Annotated in this window: 16 protein-coding genes; 1 reads left to right on the top strand and 15 read right to left on the bottom strand. The window is 69.0% G+C overall.

Annotated features, from left to right (window positions below; translation table 11 throughout):
• Nucleotides 1–5: 5 nt before the first annotated feature.
• From V6K52_RS04520 to V6K52_RS04505, 4 genes are read right to left on the bottom strand one after another with little or no spacing between them, the layout of a single operon-like run.
• Nucleotides 6–632: a TlpA disulfide reductase family protein gene (locus V6K52_RS04520; protein WP_353952706.1), complete on the bottom strand. Its 627-nt coding sequence runs from the start codon at nt 630–632 to the stop codon at nt 6–8.
• On the bottom strand, nt 629–1,297 hold the full coding sequence (locus V6K52_RS04515) for a histidine phosphatase family protein (protein ID WP_353952705.1): 669 nt from the start codon (nt 1,295–1,297) through the stop codon (nt 629–631). Before V6K52_RS04515 ends, V6K52_RS04520 begins: the two co-directional genes overlap by 4 nt.
• Nucleotides 1,298–1,331: 34 nt before the next feature.
• Complete coding sequence (gene hemL, locus V6K52_RS04510) at nt 1,332–2,702, bottom strand: glutamate-1-semialdehyde 2,1-aminomutase (RefSeq protein ID WP_353952704.1); 1,371 nt, start codon at nt 2,700–2,702, stop codon at nt 1,332–1,334.
• A gap of 16 nt (nt 2,703–2,718) precedes the next feature.
• Nucleotides 2,719–3,213, bottom strand: coding sequence for a MarR family transcriptional regulator (locus V6K52_RS04505; protein ID WP_353952703.1), 495 nt, complete (start codon nt 3,211–3,213; stop codon nt 2,719–2,721).
• A 135-nt stretch (nt 3,214–3,348) separates the two neighbouring features.
• Here V6K52_RS04505 and V6K52_RS04500 point away from each other — a divergent pair, with 135 nt between their 5' ends.
• A complete protein-coding gene (locus tag V6K52_RS04500) occupies nt 3,349–3,891 on the top strand; it encodes a YceI family protein (RefSeq protein ID WP_353952702.1) in 543 nt (180 codons plus the stop codon).
• A 78-nt stretch (nt 3,892–3,969) separates the two neighbouring features.
• Here V6K52_RS04500 and hemB read toward each other — a convergent pair whose 3' ends face one another.
• The 11 genes from hemB to V6K52_RS04445 all read right to left on the bottom strand — a co-directional run bounded on the left by hemB (nt 3,970) and on the right by V6K52_RS04445 (nt 14,731).
• Nucleotides 3,970–4,932, bottom strand: coding sequence for a porphobilinogen synthase (gene hemB / locus V6K52_RS04495; protein WP_353953716.1), 963 nt, complete (start codon nt 4,930–4,932; stop codon nt 3,970–3,972).
• A gap of 26 nt (nt 4,933–4,958) precedes the next feature.
• Nucleotides 4,959–6,584, bottom strand: a complete 1,626-nt coding sequence (locus tag V6K52_RS04490; protein ID WP_353952701.1) for a bifunctional uroporphyrinogen-III C-methyltransferase/uroporphyrinogen-III synthase — start codon at nt 6,582–6,584, stop codon at nt 4,959–4,961.
• Nucleotides 6,581–7,561 carry a hydroxymethylbilane synthase gene (gene hemC / locus V6K52_RS04485; RefSeq protein WP_353952700.1) on the bottom strand — a complete coding sequence of 327 codons (981 nt, stop codon included), beginning with the start codon at nt 7,559–7,561 and terminating at the stop codon, nt 6,581–6,583. Before hemC ends, V6K52_RS04490 begins: the two co-directional genes overlap by 4 nt.
• Nucleotides 7,558–8,883, bottom strand: a complete 1,326-nt coding sequence (locus tag V6K52_RS04480) for a glutamyl-tRNA reductase (RefSeq protein ID WP_353952699.1) — start codon at nt 8,881–8,883, stop codon at nt 7,558–7,560. Before V6K52_RS04480 ends, hemC begins: the two co-directional genes overlap by 4 nt.
• On the bottom strand, nt 8,880–9,572 hold the full coding sequence (locus V6K52_RS04475) for a redox-sensing transcriptional repressor Rex (RefSeq protein ID WP_353952698.1): 693 nt from the start codon (nt 9,570–9,572) through the stop codon (nt 8,880–8,882). The genes V6K52_RS04480 and V6K52_RS04475 overlap by 4 nt, the downstream gene beginning before the upstream one ends.
• 317 nt (nt 9,573–9,889) lie before the next feature.
• On the bottom strand, nt 9,890–10,156 hold the full coding sequence (locus tag V6K52_RS04470; protein WP_353952697.1) for a glutaredoxin family protein: 267 nt from the start codon (nt 10,154–10,156) through the stop codon (nt 9,890–9,892).
• 13 nt (nt 10,157–10,169) lie between these two features.
• On the bottom strand, nt 10,170–11,591 hold the full coding sequence (locus tag V6K52_RS04465) for a lysophospholipid acyltransferase family protein (RefSeq protein WP_353952696.1): 1,422 nt from the start codon (nt 11,589–11,591) through the stop codon (nt 10,170–10,172).
• Nucleotides 11,591–12,619 carry an NAD-dependent epimerase/dehydratase family protein gene (locus tag V6K52_RS04460; protein ID WP_353952695.1) on the bottom strand — a complete coding sequence of 343 codons (1,029 nt, stop codon included), beginning with the start codon at nt 12,617–12,619 and terminating at the stop codon, nt 11,591–11,593. Before V6K52_RS04460 ends, V6K52_RS04465 begins: the two co-directional genes overlap by 1 nt.
• A gap of 243 nt (nt 12,620–12,862) precedes the next feature.
• Entirely contained in the window at nt 12,863–12,961 is a 99-nt protein-coding gene (locus tag V6K52_RS04455; protein WP_003792170.1) for an AURKAIP1/COX24 domain-containing protein, read from the bottom strand.
• A 215-nt stretch (nt 12,962–13,176) separates the two neighbouring features.
• A complete protein-coding gene (locus V6K52_RS04450) occupies nt 13,177–13,374 on the bottom strand; it encodes a helix-turn-helix domain-containing protein (RefSeq protein WP_040884494.1) in 198 nt (65 codons plus the stop codon).
• A 166-nt stretch (nt 13,375–13,540) separates the two neighbouring features.
• Nucleotides 13,541–14,731, bottom strand: a complete 1,191-nt coding sequence (locus tag V6K52_RS04445; RefSeq protein WP_353952694.1) for an acetoin utilization protein AcuC — start codon at nt 14,729–14,731, stop codon at nt 13,541–13,543.
• Between the last annotated feature and the right edge of the window lie 15 nt (nt 14,732–14,746).

The following is a 14,746-nucleotide window of genomic DNA, read 5'->3' as shown; positions in this document are numbered from 1 at the left end:
AACGGTCAGGACTCGGACTTCAGCACGTCGTCGATGAGGCCCTGCAGCGTGGTGGCAGTTACGGGACCGTTGGCCCGGGCTGCGACCCGGCCCTCACGATCGAGGACCAGTGTCGACGGCGGTGAGGTCGGGGCCTGCTTGCCGAACGCGAGGATGAGCACGCCCGACTCATCGGTGAGGCTTGGATAGGTCATCTTCTGGGTCTTGACGAACGCAGCGCCGCGCTGGACGTCCTCGCGGAAGTCGATCCCCATGAACTGCACCGGCTTCTTGGCTGCCTGGACGTCGGTCCAGACCTTCTCGAGGTCGGGGATCTCCTCGATGCACGGCGGACACCACGAACCCCAGAGGTTGACGACCACGACATCCTTGCCGCGAGCAGAGGTGCTCGACCAGTCCGTGCCATCGAGGGTCTTGCCCTCGAGCGTGATCGGTTTGAGGCGCTTGTCGACGGGGATCTGCTCGATCGCACCGTTGCCGGCGATGTAGCCCTTCTGGTCGCCCTGCTTGGCCTGCTCCGCAATGGAATTGGGGTCAGACGTGCAGGCTCCGAGGGCAAGCAGCGCACACGCAGAGGCAACGGCCACGGCACTACGGCGCCACACGGCATACCGGGTGGTTGTGCGGTTCATGCACCCGCTCCCGAGTGGGCGAGGGGAAGGAGGGCTGCGGCGGGCTCGCTGTAGGCCAGCGACTCGAGCTCGTCGCCGCGATAGGTCAAGGAGGTGAGCGACGCGAGGGTGCACTCCCGCTTGCGCGGGTCGTGAACGAACCGGCGGCCCTCGATGGCCAGGCGCAGCATCCAAATCGGCGCCTGGTGCGACACGATGACGGCCTCGTGGCCGCGTGCCAGTGCACGCGCAGCGTCGACGGCCGCCTGCATCCGGGCCGCGAGGTCGACGTAGGGCTCACCCCATGACGGACGCATGGGGTTGACCATGAGCTTCCACAGTCTGGGGTCACGGAAGATGCCCTTGCCCCCGGCGACGGCGCGCCCCTCGAAGGCGTTCTCGGCCTCGAGGGCCCGCTCGTCGAGGGTGACCTCGAGGTCGTGGCTCGCAGCGATCGGTGCCGCGGTCTCACGCGCGCGCTCGAGCGGGCTCGAGATCACGTGGGTGATGTCGTGGTCGGCGAGATGGGTCGCGACGAGGTCGGCCATCTCGCGACCGAGGTCGGAGAGGTGGAACTCGGCCAGTCGCCCATAGAGGATGCGGTCCGGGTTATGGACCTCGCCGTGCCGCACGAGGTGCACGACCGTGCGGTCGGCCGCATCGAAGGCGGGGGCAGGCGGCGTCATGCGCCGATTGTCGCAAACGAACCTGAGGGTCCGATCAACCGGCGTGTGCGGCTGCGCGCGCAGCCGCTGGCAGGGCCTCGACGACCTGCCCGATGGCCTCGTCGTCGTGTGCGCCGCTGACGAACCAGGCCTCGAACGCGCTCGGTGGCAGGTGCACTCCCTGGTCGAGCATGGCGTGGAAGAAGCGTCGGTATGCCGCGGTGTCCTGGTCGCGGGCTTCGTCATAGTTCGTGACGCTTCCGTCGCGGAAAAAGACAGAGAACATCGAGCCGGCCCACTGCACCGTGTGGGCGACGCCCTCCGAGGTCAGGGCTGCGCTGGCCGCGTCCGCGATGGTGTGAGCCGTCGTCTCGAGGCGGGGATAGAGGTCGTCGGTGCAGCCCTTGAGGGTGGCGAGTCCGGCGGCGGTTGCGACGGGGTTCCCGCTCAGCGTGCCGGCCTGATAGACGGGGCCGAGCGGTGCGAGGTGCGCCATGATCTCGGCGCTGGCGCCGAAGGCTGCTGCGGGGAAGCCGCCACCCATGACCTTGCCGAACGTGAAGATGTCGGGTGCGCCGGCGGCATACGGGCCCTCGAGACCGAACCACCCGGCCTTGCTGCACCGGAAGCCGGTCATGACCTCGTCCGAGACGAGCAGGGTGCCGTGCTCGCGGGTGACGCGACGCAGTGCTTCGGTGAAGCCGGGCGCGGGCGGGACGACACCCATGTTGCCGGCGGCGGCCTCGGTGATGACGGCGGCGATCTCCCCGCCGCGCTTCGCGAAGACGGCTTCGAGAGCGGGGACGTCGTTGTAGGGCAGGACGATCGTGTCCGCCGTCATCTCGGCGGGCACCCCTGCGGAGTCGGGCAGGGCGAGGGTCGCAAGGCCGGAGCCGGCTGCGGCCAGGAGCGCGTCGACGTGGCCGTGGTAGCAGCCGGCGAACTTGACGATGACGGAGCGACCGGTGACGCCGCGCGCCAAGCGGATGGCGCTCATCGTCGCCTCGGTGCCGGACGAGACGAGGCGGACCTGCTCGAGGGGCTCGATGCGCTGGACGATCTCCTCGGCGAGGAGCACCTCGTTCTCGCTGGGCGTGCCAAAGGAGAAGCCCTTCTCGGCGGCCTTGCGCACGGCCTCGAGCACCTCGGGGTGGGCGTGACCGAGGATCATCGGGCCCCAGGAGCAGAGCAGGTCGACGTAGCGAGCGCCGTCCACGTCGGTGAGCCACGGGCCCTTGGCCTCCGCGATGAAGCGGGGAGTGCCTCCGACGGCGCGGAAGGCGCGCACCGGCGAGTTCACGCCCCCGGGGATGACCCGGGTCGCGCGCTCCAGCAGGGCGGCCGAGGCCGGCGCGTCGGAGGTGTGGGTGGCGGTGGTGGGTGTGGCCGTGGTGGGTGTGGCGGCAGGGGTCGGGCTGGACGTCATGCGCCCATTGTCCGCCTCAGCGGATCTCGTCGTCCGCCCGGGCACCGGGGACGAGGTGGGCCCGCACCTGGGCGAAGACGTCGTGGAGGGTGCCCAACTGCTCGGGGGTCAGCAGGTCGATGAAGTGGGCCCGCACCGACTCGACGTGGCTGGGCGCGGCGCTCTCGATCATCCGACGCCCTGCGGCAGTGAGGGCGAGAGCCACGCCGCGGCCATCCTCAGGGGTGGGTTCGCGGCGCACCCAGCCGCGCTGCTCGAGGCGCTTGGCGGTGTGGGTGACCCGGCTGCGGCTCTGGACCACGAGTTCGGCCAGGACCGACATGCGGGCGCGATCTCCGTCCTGCTCCGAGAGCATCGAGAGCAGTTCGTACTCGGGGAGGCTGATGTCGAAGGCCGCGAGCTCACGGTCAAGGGCCACCTGGAGCTCGCGATGGGCTCGCAGATAGGCCCGCCAGGCCTGTTGCTCCTGTTGCGACAGCCAGCGGGTCGCGGGGGTCTTCGGGGCGGCCACATTTACAGGTTAGCGAACCCTTGACGATCTCCTGACCTGTTGTTCACCCAAAAGTTTATTGATTGTTGAAATATTAACGACAGGACGCCCGTTGAAACCCTCGACAGGCACCCGACATCCTCAAGGAGTTCCCACATGAGCACCACCACCACCGACATTCAGCTCGCCACCGGCACCTGGGCCATCGACCCGACCCACACCGAGGTCGGCTTCGTCACTCGCCACCTCATGGTGAGCAAGGTCCGCGGTTCGTTCCGCGAGGTCTCCGGCACCGTCGAGGTCGCCGAGGACATCACCCAGTCCGTCGTCGACGTCACCGCCCAGATCGCCTCGGTCGAGACCGGCAGCGCGGACCGCGACACGCACCTCAAGAGCGGCGACTTCTTCGACGCCGAGCAGTTCCCCACCATGACCTTCCGCTCCACCGCCTTCGATGGCGCGACCCTCACCGGCGACCTGACCATCAAGGACGTGACCAAGTCCGTCACCTTCGACGTCGACTTCGGTGGCGTGGGCCAGGACCCGTGGGGCAACACCAAGGCCGGCTTCGAGGCCACCGCAACCGTGAACCGCAAGGACTGGGGCCTCACCTGGAACGCGGCCATCGAGGGTGGCGGCGTGCTCGTCTCCGACAAGATCCAGCTCAACATCGACGTGCAGCTCGCGAAGCAGGCCTGAAAACCTCTTGCGCATCTGATTGCGCAAAACGTCACCCCCGCGGGGCCTTCGGGCCGGCGGGGGTGACGTTTGGCTCAATCAGATGCGGTTGGCGACGTCGAGGGCGCTGTAGGTCAGGATGATCTGCGCTCCCGCCCGCCGGATGTGCAGCAGCGACTCGAGGACCGCCCGGTCACCGTCGATCCAGCCGCGCTCGGCCGCTGCCTTGATCTGGGAGTACTCCCCCGAGATCTGATAGGCCGCCACCGGCACCGGTGACATCTCCGCCGCCAGCGCGATGATGTCGAGATGCGTCTGCGCCGGCTTGATCATGATGATGTCGGCGCCCTCGGCGAGGTCGAGCTCGATCTCGCGCAGCGCCTCGGTCGCGTTGGCCGAGTCCTGCTGATAGCTCGCACGGTCCCCGACCAAGGAGGACTGCACCGCCTCACGGAACGGGCCGTAGAGCGCGGAGGTGTACTTCGCGGCATACGCCAGGATGATCGTGTCGGCGAAGCCGGCCTCATCGAGCGCCTCGCGCACGTGGGCCACCTGCCCGTCCATCATCCCGCTCAGTCCAAGGACGTGGGCACCCGTGCGAGCCTGCGCGAGCGCCATCGCGGCGTAGCGGTCGAGCGTGGCGTCGTTGTCAACGCGACCTTCAGCATCCACCACCCCGCAGTGACCGTGGTCGGTGAACTCGTCGAGGCACAGATCGGCCATGACGACGAGTGAGTCACCGACGGCGTCGACGACGGCCCGCAGGGCGACGTTGAGGATGCCGTCATCGGCGTCGGCACCTGAGCCGACCGCGTCCTTGGACTCCGGCACGCCGAAGAGCATGATCCCGCCGAGGCCAGCCTTGACGCACCGGTGCGCCTCAGCGACGAGCGAGTCCAGCGTGTGCTGGACGACGCCCGGCATGGCCTCGATGGGCTGCGGCTCGTCGATGCCCTCACGGACGAAGACGGGCAGCACGAGATCGGCGGGGTGGAGCCGCGTCTGCGCGACGAGCCGACGCACCGCCGCCGACTGACGCAGCCGTCGAGGACGCAACGGGATACTGCCCGGCCGCGGATCGCCTGCGGTCACTTGGCGCGACGACGTGCGGTGGGCCGCTTCTGACTCGGGCGAACCGCCTGCTCACCGGACTCCTGCGCCGTGAGGGCGAGGGAGCGGCCGTGGTCGGCCAGTGCGTCGACGAGTTCGTCCGCGGACGGCTCCGGCGCGAGGACGTCCACCCGAAGGCCACACTCCTCGGCCGTCTTGGCCGTCGCCGGACCGATGCACGCAATGACCGTCGACGGGTGCGGCTTTCCCGCGATGCCGACGAGGTTGCGCACGGTGGAACTCGACGTGAAGACGACGGCGTCGAAGTTGCCGCTCTTGATGGCGTCGCGGATGTGCGCGGCCGGCGGAGCCGCACGAACGGTGCGGTATGCCGTGACGTCGTCCACCTCCCAGCCCATCTGCTGGAGCCCGGCGACGAGCGTCTCGGTGGCGATGTCGGCGCGGGGCAGGAAGATCCGGTTGATCGGGTCGAGCAGCTCGTCAAAGGGAGGCCATTCGTCGAGCAGGCCCTTGGCCGACTGCTCACCCTCGGGCACGAGGTCGGGGTTGATGCCCCAGTCGCGCAGCGCGTCGGCGGTGACTCCACCCACGGCAGCGACCTTGAGCCCGGCGAACGAGCGGGCGTCGAGGCCGAACTCCTCGAACTTCTCGCGGATCGCCCGAACGGCGTTGACCGAGGTGAAGCCGACCCATTCGTAGCGGCCGGTCACCAGGCCCTTGACGGCGCGCTCGATCTGCTGCGGAGTGCGCGGGGGCTCGACCGAGATGGTCGGAACCGTGGTCGCGTGCGCGCCGAAGCGCTCGAGGCGGCGCACCATCGAACCCGACTGGTCCTTGGTGCGTGGGACGAGGACGTTCCACCCGAAGAGCGGCTTGGTCTCGAACCACGAGAGCTTCTCGCGCAGCGACACGTTGTCGCCCACGACGGCGAGGGCGGGGAACTGCATCGACTTGGCGGCCGTGGCGACCTCGGCGAGGGTCGTCGTGATCGTCACCTGCTGCACGGTGGTGCCGCGCTCGGTGATGGCGACCGGAGTCTCGTCGGCGCGACCGGCGAGACGCAGGGCCTCGAGGGTGCCGACGAGGGTGTCGGGCTGACCGAGGACGACGACGGTGACCGACGGATCGGTCGCCACGGCGATGTCCTTGAGCTTCTCACCCGCGGTGATGATGTGAATGCCACGCGAGCTGCTCGTCGTGAGGGGCACGCCGGCATAGGTCGGCACGGCGCTCACCGAGCTCACGCCCGGGACGACCTCGAAGGGCACGCCGGCCTTGACGCAGGCGGCAGCCTCCTCGGCGAGACCGTTGAAGGTCGCCGGGTCGCCGTCCATGAGGCGCACGACCAGGCCGCGCGGGTGGGCCTTGGCCGCCTTGACGACGAGCTTGGCGCGCGACGCGTGAGTCAGCGGCTGGCCGTGCTCGCCGTGGCCGGCGTCGACGACCTCGACCTCGGGGCGGGCGTAGCGGGCGACGACGTCTTCACGGGCAACCTGGTCGATGACGACGGCGTCGGCCTCGGCGAGGTACTCGAGCGCGCGCACCGTCATCAGTCCGGCATCACCTGGGCCGGCGCCGACGAAGGCGACCCTCGCAGGGGTGCGTGTGGTCGGGGTGGGTCGGATTGAGCGGATGGTGCTCACTGGTCACGCTCCGTGGCGTTCGGTGTGGACGGTGTGTTGACGGTATTGGCGCTGCTGGCGCTGTTGACGGGCGCGAGGTCGGCGGCGCCGTCCTCGAGGAGGAGGCGGGCGAGCCCACGGCCGACGGCTTCTGCGTCAGTGGGTCTGCCGGTGGCCGAGCGACGGATGTCACCCGTGCCATCGGGACTCGCGACGACGGCGCGCAACGAGAGCTCATCGCCTTCGTCGCCGAGAACGATCTCGGCGAGCGCACCGACGGGCGCGGAGCAGCCCGCCTCGAGCTCCGCGAGGACGGCGCGCTCCGCGTCGACGCAGGCACGGGTGTCGGCGTCGTCGAGAAGGGAGACGGCGTCGCGGGCGACGACGTCATCGGCGCGGACCTCGACGGCGAGGGCACCCTGGCCCGGCGCTGGAAGCATCTGGATGGGGTCGATGACCTCGGTGACGACGGCGGTGCGACCCAGGCGCGCGAGTCCGGCCTGCGCCAGGACGACGGCGTCGAGGTCACCGCTGGTGACGCGCCCGAGGCGTGTGTCGACATTGCCGCGCAGCTCGCGGATGTCGAGTCCCAGCCCCAGAGCCTCGAGCTGGGCCCGGCGCCGCGGCGAACCGGTGCCGACGGTCGAACCGGGCGGGAGCTCACCGAGCGTGAGCCCGTCTCGAGCCACGAGCGCGTCGCGAGGGTCCTCGCGCGGCGGGATGGCGGCCACGACGAGGTCATCCTCAGGAGTCGTGGGCAGGTCTTTCAACGAGTGCACGGCGAGGTCGACGGTGCCCTCGCGCAGAGCGTCGCGCAGGGCAGAGACGAAGACGCCGGTGCCGCCCAGCGTCGCGAGAGGCGTCGTGCGGTCCCTGTCGCCCTCGGTCGTGATCTCGACGAGCTCGACGTCATGCCCCAGCCCTCGCAGCTGGTCGGCGACCCACGTGGACTGGGTGGTCGCAAGCACGGAGCGACGGGTTCCGAGGCGCAGCGTCATCGGCCAACCCCCTCGTCGTCGATGATGGGCAGGATCGGCGGAGTCGACACGACCGACACCTCGCGTGGGTCGAGGTCGAACAATTCGCTGAGGGCCTTGGCATAGCTGCCGCCCTGACCGCTCTGAGCCATCTCCTTGACGCGCACGGTCGGCGCGTGGAGGAGCTTCTCGACGATCCGGTGGACGGCACGCTGCACCTCGGCGCGGTCGCTGTCGGCCAGCTGCGGTGTGCGCCGCTCGAGCCGGTCCATCTCGCGGTCCACGACTTCCTGGGCTCGTGACCGGAGCGCTGCAACGGTCGGCGCGACGGCCTCCGCAGAACGTTCGGTGAGGTATGCCGCGACCTCGCCCGTGACGATGTCGCGCGCCTCGCGCACCTGCGGGACGTCGCCGGCGTGGCTGAGCATCTCGCCGAGTTCGGCAAGCCCGATGCGGGTGATTCCGTCGAGGTCGGCCACAGCGACGTCGACGTCGTGCGGCAGCGCCAGGTCGATGAACACCTGCGGGCGACCGCCACGAGCCGCGGCTGCGTCAGCGACCTCCACCGCAGTGAGCACGACACCGGTCGCACCCGTGCTCGAGATGACGATGTCGGCATCGGTCAGCGCGTCGAAGCGAGCGTCCCAGGGCAGTGCGCTGGCGCCGACCCGCTCGGCCAGGCGCTCGGCCCGGGCGAGGCTGCGGTTGGCGATGGTCACTGAGGCGGCACCAGCCTGGCTCACCGTTGTCGCGGCGAGCGCGCCCATGCCACCGGCGCCGAGGACGAGCACGCGGGAGCCCTCGACCGGACCCACACTCTCTCGGGCGGCCGAGAGTCCGGCACCCACGAGCGAGCGGCTCACGTCGTCGATCTCGGTCTCGGTGTGAACGCGCTTGCCGACCCGAAGTGCCTGCTGCAGAAGGGTGTTGAGCGCCGGCCCGACGTGACCGCGGCGCTGGGCACGGGTCAGGGCGTCGCGGAGCTGGCCGAGGATCTGCGCCTCACCGACGGCCATCGAGTCGAGTCCGGCAGCGACGCAGAACGCGTGGGCGATGCCACGGTCCTCGTAGTGGACGTAGAGGTGCGGCTGGAGGTCAGCCAGGGCGACCCCGGTCGCGGCGGCAAGAGCTTCGGAGACGTCAGCGAGGCCGCCGTGGAAGGTCAGACCCTCGGCATAGACCTCGGTGCGGTTGCACGTCGAGACGACGACTGCTTCGACGACGTGCTCCGAGGAGACGATCGCGGCCTCGAGGCGCCCGCGGGCGGACTGGTCGAGAACGGCGGACTCGAGAAGCTCCATCGGAGCACCGTGGTGGGACAGGCCCAGGACGAGAAGGCTCACAGGGCAACCTCCTCGGCGTCGGGCTGCTCGGCGAGGTCGAGCTGGCCGGTGCGCCGCTGCTCGTGGAAGGCAAGGATCTGCAGTTCGGTCGACAGGTCGACCTTACGGACCATGACGTCATCCGGCACGTCGAGGACACATGGCGCGAAGTTGAGGATCGAACGCACGCCCGCGCCGACCAAACGGTCAGCGACGTCCTGCGCGGAGTCAGCCGGCGTGGCGATGACGCCGATGGCGAGCCGGTCCTCACGCACGAGAGCGCCGAGGTCAGCCATGGGGCGGATCCGGCGCTCACCCACCGAGGTGCCGACGAGGGTGTCGTCACGGTCGAGGACAGCGATGACGTTGAAGCCGCGGGTGGCGAACCCGCTGTATGCCGCGAGCGCGCGGCCGAGGTTGCCCATCCCGACGATGGCCACGGGCCAGTCCTGGGTGAGGCCGAGTGCCGTGGAGATCTCGTAGGCGAGACGGTCAACCTCGTAGCCGACACCACGAACGCCGTAGGAGCCGAGGTGGGACAGGTCCTTGCGCAGCTTGGCCGAACTGACACCTGCGGCGGCGGCGAGCTCCTCGGAGCTCACGGAGCTGATCCCACGCTCGGCCAGACTCGTGAGGGCCTGCAGGTAGCCCGGGAGTCGAGCCACTGACGCGTCGGGGATACCCCGGCGAGCTGCGACGTCGGCGGACACGTGGCCTTCGACTCCTGTCTGAAAGGTGTGTGGTGCCCTGCCAGCGTACGCACTTGTGAAGCGATGCACAAAGTCGCGAACCCACCCCGAGACGATGGCCTCATCACGCTCTGGTACAAGCCTCCTGCGTAACCGCTTGCATCTCGGTCATGCCCACTTCTTTGGCGGGTATGCCGCCCGCTCCCGTTCCGCTGCGCGTGGGTGTGCCGTTCGCCGCTGTCCCATCCGACGCTCGCGCGCTGAGCGCGCTCACGTCTCCCGCCAGACCCAGCCGGCGGCGAACGGCACACCCTCGCTCCGCTCAGTGGTGCAGTCGTCTAGCGCTTGGGTTGGGTCAGGGCTGCTCGCAGGCGGTTCTCGTTGACTCGCCAGAAGTCGTGTTGCCTGCCGTCGACCAGGGTCACGGGGATCTCCTCGGCGTAGCGCTCCATCAGGTCAGGGCGCTCGAGGATGTTCAGCTCCTCGAAGGACTCTCCGCACTCTTGCGTGACTCTCGCGATGATCTCGCGGGCGTCTTGGCAGAGGTGGCAGCCGGGCTTGCTGATCAAGGTGACGCGGGGGGCACTCACGAGGGCGGACGGCATACGCGGATCGCTTCTAGAAGAAGACGGAGCGCCGCTGCATGAGCAACGAGTAGAGCGTCTGCTGGATGGTCTCGCGCACCTGGTCGGTGAGGTCGAAGACCAGCATGGGGTCGTCGGCGGCTGCGGACCCGTGACTTGCGGTCTCGATGGGCGCACCGAACTCGATGATCCACTTGCTCGGCAGCGGGATGAATCCGAGGGGCCCGAGCAGGGGGAACGTCGGCGTGATCGGCAGGTAGGGCAACCCGAGGAGTCGGGCGACCGTCTTCATGTTGCCGATGATCGGCATGATCTCCTCGGCGCCGACGACGGACGTCGGGATGATCGGCACGCCAGCCTTGAGCGCGGCCGAGACGAATCCGCCACGGCCGAACCGCTGCAGTTTGTAGCGCTCCTTGAACGGCTTGCCGACACCCTTGAAACCCTCGGGGAAGACTCCGACGAGCTCACCCTGGGCAAAGAGGCGCTCGACGTCTTCCTTGGCTGCCAGCGTCGAGCCACCGCGACGGGCGAACGCACCAAGGAACGGTGTCTGGAAGACGAGGTCCGCGCCAAGCCCGCGCATCACGCGGTGCCGCGGGTGCTCGTCGTGGATGGCCTGAGCCACCATGAGCGAGTCGATGGCGACGGTGCCGGAGTGGTTGCTCACGATGAGCGCGCCCCCCTCGGCGGGGATGTTCTCGAGCCCACGCACCTCGACCCGGAACCAGTTGCGATAGAGGGGGCGCAGCATCGGGAAGATGACGTTCTCGGCGAAGTGCTCGTCGTAGCCGAACTCGTCGACCGAGTAGTCCCCCTCGATCCGACGGCGCAGGAAGGCCAAGGTGGCGGCGATCCGCCGCTCGATCTCGTCGGGTGACATGCCTGCACCCTGCGCGGCGATTCGCATGGCCGCGATCGATGCGCTGACCAGTTCCTCGACTCCTGGCACCGGGAGGGACATGTCGGTCTGCGTCGCGGTCGGGTCAGGCGACGCACGCGTGGGCACAGGGGGCGCGGCGACCCGCAGGTGCCTGCGTGCGGCTTCGTCGGCCGCACGCTTCGCGCGCGGACTCTGCGGGCGTATGCCGGCCTGCTTCGTCGCCTTGGACGACGGCTTTGCGCTGGCCGTGGGTCGCGGACGGTGCGCGGCACGTCGCCCAGCGGCGAGGGCTTTGCTCGGCGCGGCCGCGGCCGCGGCCGCGGCCGCGGCCGCGGCTGGGGCTGGGGCCTTGGGCGCATTGGCCTTGGGGGAACCCGTCTTCGCAGTCTTCGAGGCCGCGGTCTTCGAGGACAGAACCTTCGGGGACGAGGGTTGCGTCGTGGACGTCGCCTGGGCGGACAACAACGGTGTCGATCGACGGCGCGCGCGCTCGCCCGATGCCCGGGCCGCTCCGGCGGCAACGGAGGACACCTTCTTCTTCGGCGTCTTGCTGGTCGTCTTCTTCGTTGCCATCAGCGCTTCCCTCGTGCCGGTCGTCGGCCCAGGATCTGTTGTGCAGCACCGACCATCCCGCCGACGGCGCCGCTGACGGCGTCGAGCGAGGGATAGACCGGACTCACGGTGCGGGCAAAGTCCTCGAAGGCCGCCCGGGTCGAGAACGACGGGGTGAAGCCGAACGACTCACGCATGGCGGTGGTGTCCATGCCCCGGCCGAAGGCGAGGAAGGACATCTGGTCGGGGCTGAAGTCCGCGAGGCCGAAGCGCTTGCCGAGTCCTCCGATGGTGCCGGCGGCGGCCATCGGGACCATGACGAACGGACGGCGGGCGATCGAGGCGGCTTGCATCACGGTGAGCACGCCGTCTCCCGCGACATTGATGACACCGGTCGCCGAACCGGTGACGCCTCGCGCCAGGGCCGCGATGGCGTCGTCCTCGTGGACGAACTGCATCCGGGCGTCATAACCGAGGGGAACGGGGATGACCGGCAGGTTGAAGTAGTCCGTGATCGAGGTGCGGATCCGCGGACCGATGATGTTGGCGAAGCGCAAGGTCAGGATCTCGGCGTCAGGTCGCCGACGGGCGAAGCCGCGCACGTAGCCCTCGACCTCGATCGAGTCCTTGCCGAAGCCCGAGGACGGCAGCCGCTTGGCGCTCATCTCCTCGGTGAACATCGCCGGGTCGCGCGGAGTGGACCCGTAGACCGCTGCAGTCGACTTCACGACAAGGCGCTTGACCGACGAGGCCTTCTGGCACGCCGCGAGCAACTGCATCGTGCCGATGACGTTGATCTCCTTCTGCGGAGTGCGTCCTCCGGCGAAGGTCGGCGTCGCGATGACGTTGGCGTGCACCACGGTGTCGACGTCACCCTGGGCGATGACCTTGCCGATCATCGGGTTGCGGATGTCGGCGCGGATGAACTCTGCCCCGCCGATGTCACGAGGAGGAGGGATGACGTCGACCCCGATGACCCTGTCGACGCCAGGGTCGGCCGCAAGTCGCCGCGCCAGGACACCCCCGACATAACGGGACACCCCCGTCACGAGAACTACTTGACCCACGGACACAGCCCTCTCTTTGGATCACGCTCTTCGTGCCAGACCCTACTTGCCACCGCCCTGAGACGGGAGGGGTTGGAGAGGCCTGTCACCCCAGGGCCCACGTGCTGGACGCGCAGCGGGAGGCGAGCGCGGGTCCCACGCTCTGCGTGGGCCGGCATACCCGCCCTGAATGCGGAACGGCCCCCACCGGGAGGGCGAGGGCCGTTCATCCGCGTCAGGGACGCGTCACTTCTTGTTGCGACGCTGGTGGCGCGTCTTGCGAAGCAACTTGCGGTGCTTCTTCTTCGCCATGCGCTTGCGGCGCTTCTTGATCACTGAACCCATGAGCAGTCCTTGCTGATTGAGGGAATCTGAACGACGGTGGACCAGCAGCTGCTGATCGGCCTGCGCGGCCGACCGGCGCGCGTGTGTCGATGGGCCACCCTACCGGCGAGCGGGCCGAGCGCCCAAACGGGCCTCGAACGGGCAGAGGAGACGGCACCGGAAACGGCGAAGGCCGGGCCTCATCGGCCCGGCCTCCAGCGTGTGATGCGGCTCGCTCAAGCGGTGCCCATGTAGGACTCCCGGAGGTACTTCTGCACCTCATCCTCGGGAACCCGGAAGGACCGTCCAACGCGCACGGCCGGAAGTTCGCCGCCGTGCACCATGCGATAGACGGTCATCTTTGACACGCGCATGATCGAGGCCACCTCGGCAACGGTGAGAAACCGCACCTCGGCAAAGCGTTCCTGAGACATCGCCACCTCGATCTTCTGCACGCTCGCATCGCCGACTTCCCCGTCGGCGGTCATCTACGGCGTGTAAGTAGCAACCATAGGGGCTGGTGTGACCATTGGGGAAGCGGATGGAGCCGAATCTTTCCCACGTCCAGTCGACACGCGGTGGAGTGGAGAGAAATCTGGCTCAGTCGAACCAGGGATCCAAGCCGTGGAGCGGGAACACCGCTTGACGAGTCGCCAGGATGGCGGCGTCGCCGGGTCGGTCCGGGTTGTGCCCCATCTCCCATGGCCGCACCCAGATCGGCAGGTCCTCCTGCGCCAGGTCACCCATGGTGCTCGGGCCTTCTCGGCCGTACGTCTCACGGACGTGGTCGAGCCATTCCTGCGGAACCACGGTGTCGACCGCCACGGGTGCGTGCGCGGCGATCGCCGTGAGGTGGGCCCAGGACCGCGGCACGACGTCGACGAGTTCATAACCGCCGCCGCCCAGCGCAACCCACTTGCCGTTCGCGTGGTCATGGGCGAGCCGGTGGAGGCACTCGTGGGCGCGCCGCTGGGCATCGAGGGAGACGCTGAAGTGCGCCAGCGGATCCTGGCGATGACTGTCGCAACCGTGCTGGGTCACGAGCACATCGGGATCGAAAGCCGCCACGACGTGGGGCACGACCGACTCGATGGCGCGCAACCAGTCGGAGTCGCCCGTCCCCGGCGGGAGCGCCACGTTGACTGCCGTGCCCCGCGCGTCAGGCCCACCGATGTCGCCCGGCCACCCGGTGCCCGGGAAGAGCGCGCGCCCGGACTCATGGACAGAGACCGTCAGGACGCGCGGGTCGTTCCAGAAGATGCGCTCGACACCGTCGCCATGGTGGACGTCGATGTCGATGTAGGCCACTCGCTCGGCGCCGTTGTCGAGAAGGTGCTGGATGCCCACGGCGATGTCGTTGTAGATGCAGAAGCCCGCGGCGTGGGTGGCCATCGCGTGGTGGAGACCGCCGCAATAGTTCACGCCGTGGTCGACCTCGCCACTCCACACCGCGTCGCAGACATCGACCGTTCCCTGGACGATTCGGGCGCTCGCCTCGTGCATCCCCGCAAAGGCTGGGTCATCCTCCGTGCCCAGGCCGCGGCGCAGATCTGCGGTGTCCGGATCGATCGACGCTGCCCGCACCGCAGCGATGTAGTCGCGGTCGTGCACCGTCGCGAGGAGTTCGTCACTGGCGATGCCGGGACTGACGACTTCGACCTGGCCAAGGACGCCGAGCGAGTCGAGCAACCTCGTCGTCAGAGCCAGCCGGGAGGGCCCCATGGGATGGGTTGGCCCGAAGTTGTAGGCCGTGAACCCGTCGTCCCAGACGAGGCGCGTGCGATGAGCCATGTCGGGCACGCTACC

Source organism: Knoellia sp. S7-12, from assembly GCF_040518285.1.
GTDB lineage: Bacteria > Actinomycetota > Actinomycetes > Actinomycetales > Dermatophilaceae > Knoellia.
This window is presented reverse-complemented; position numbering and strand designations above follow the sequence as displayed.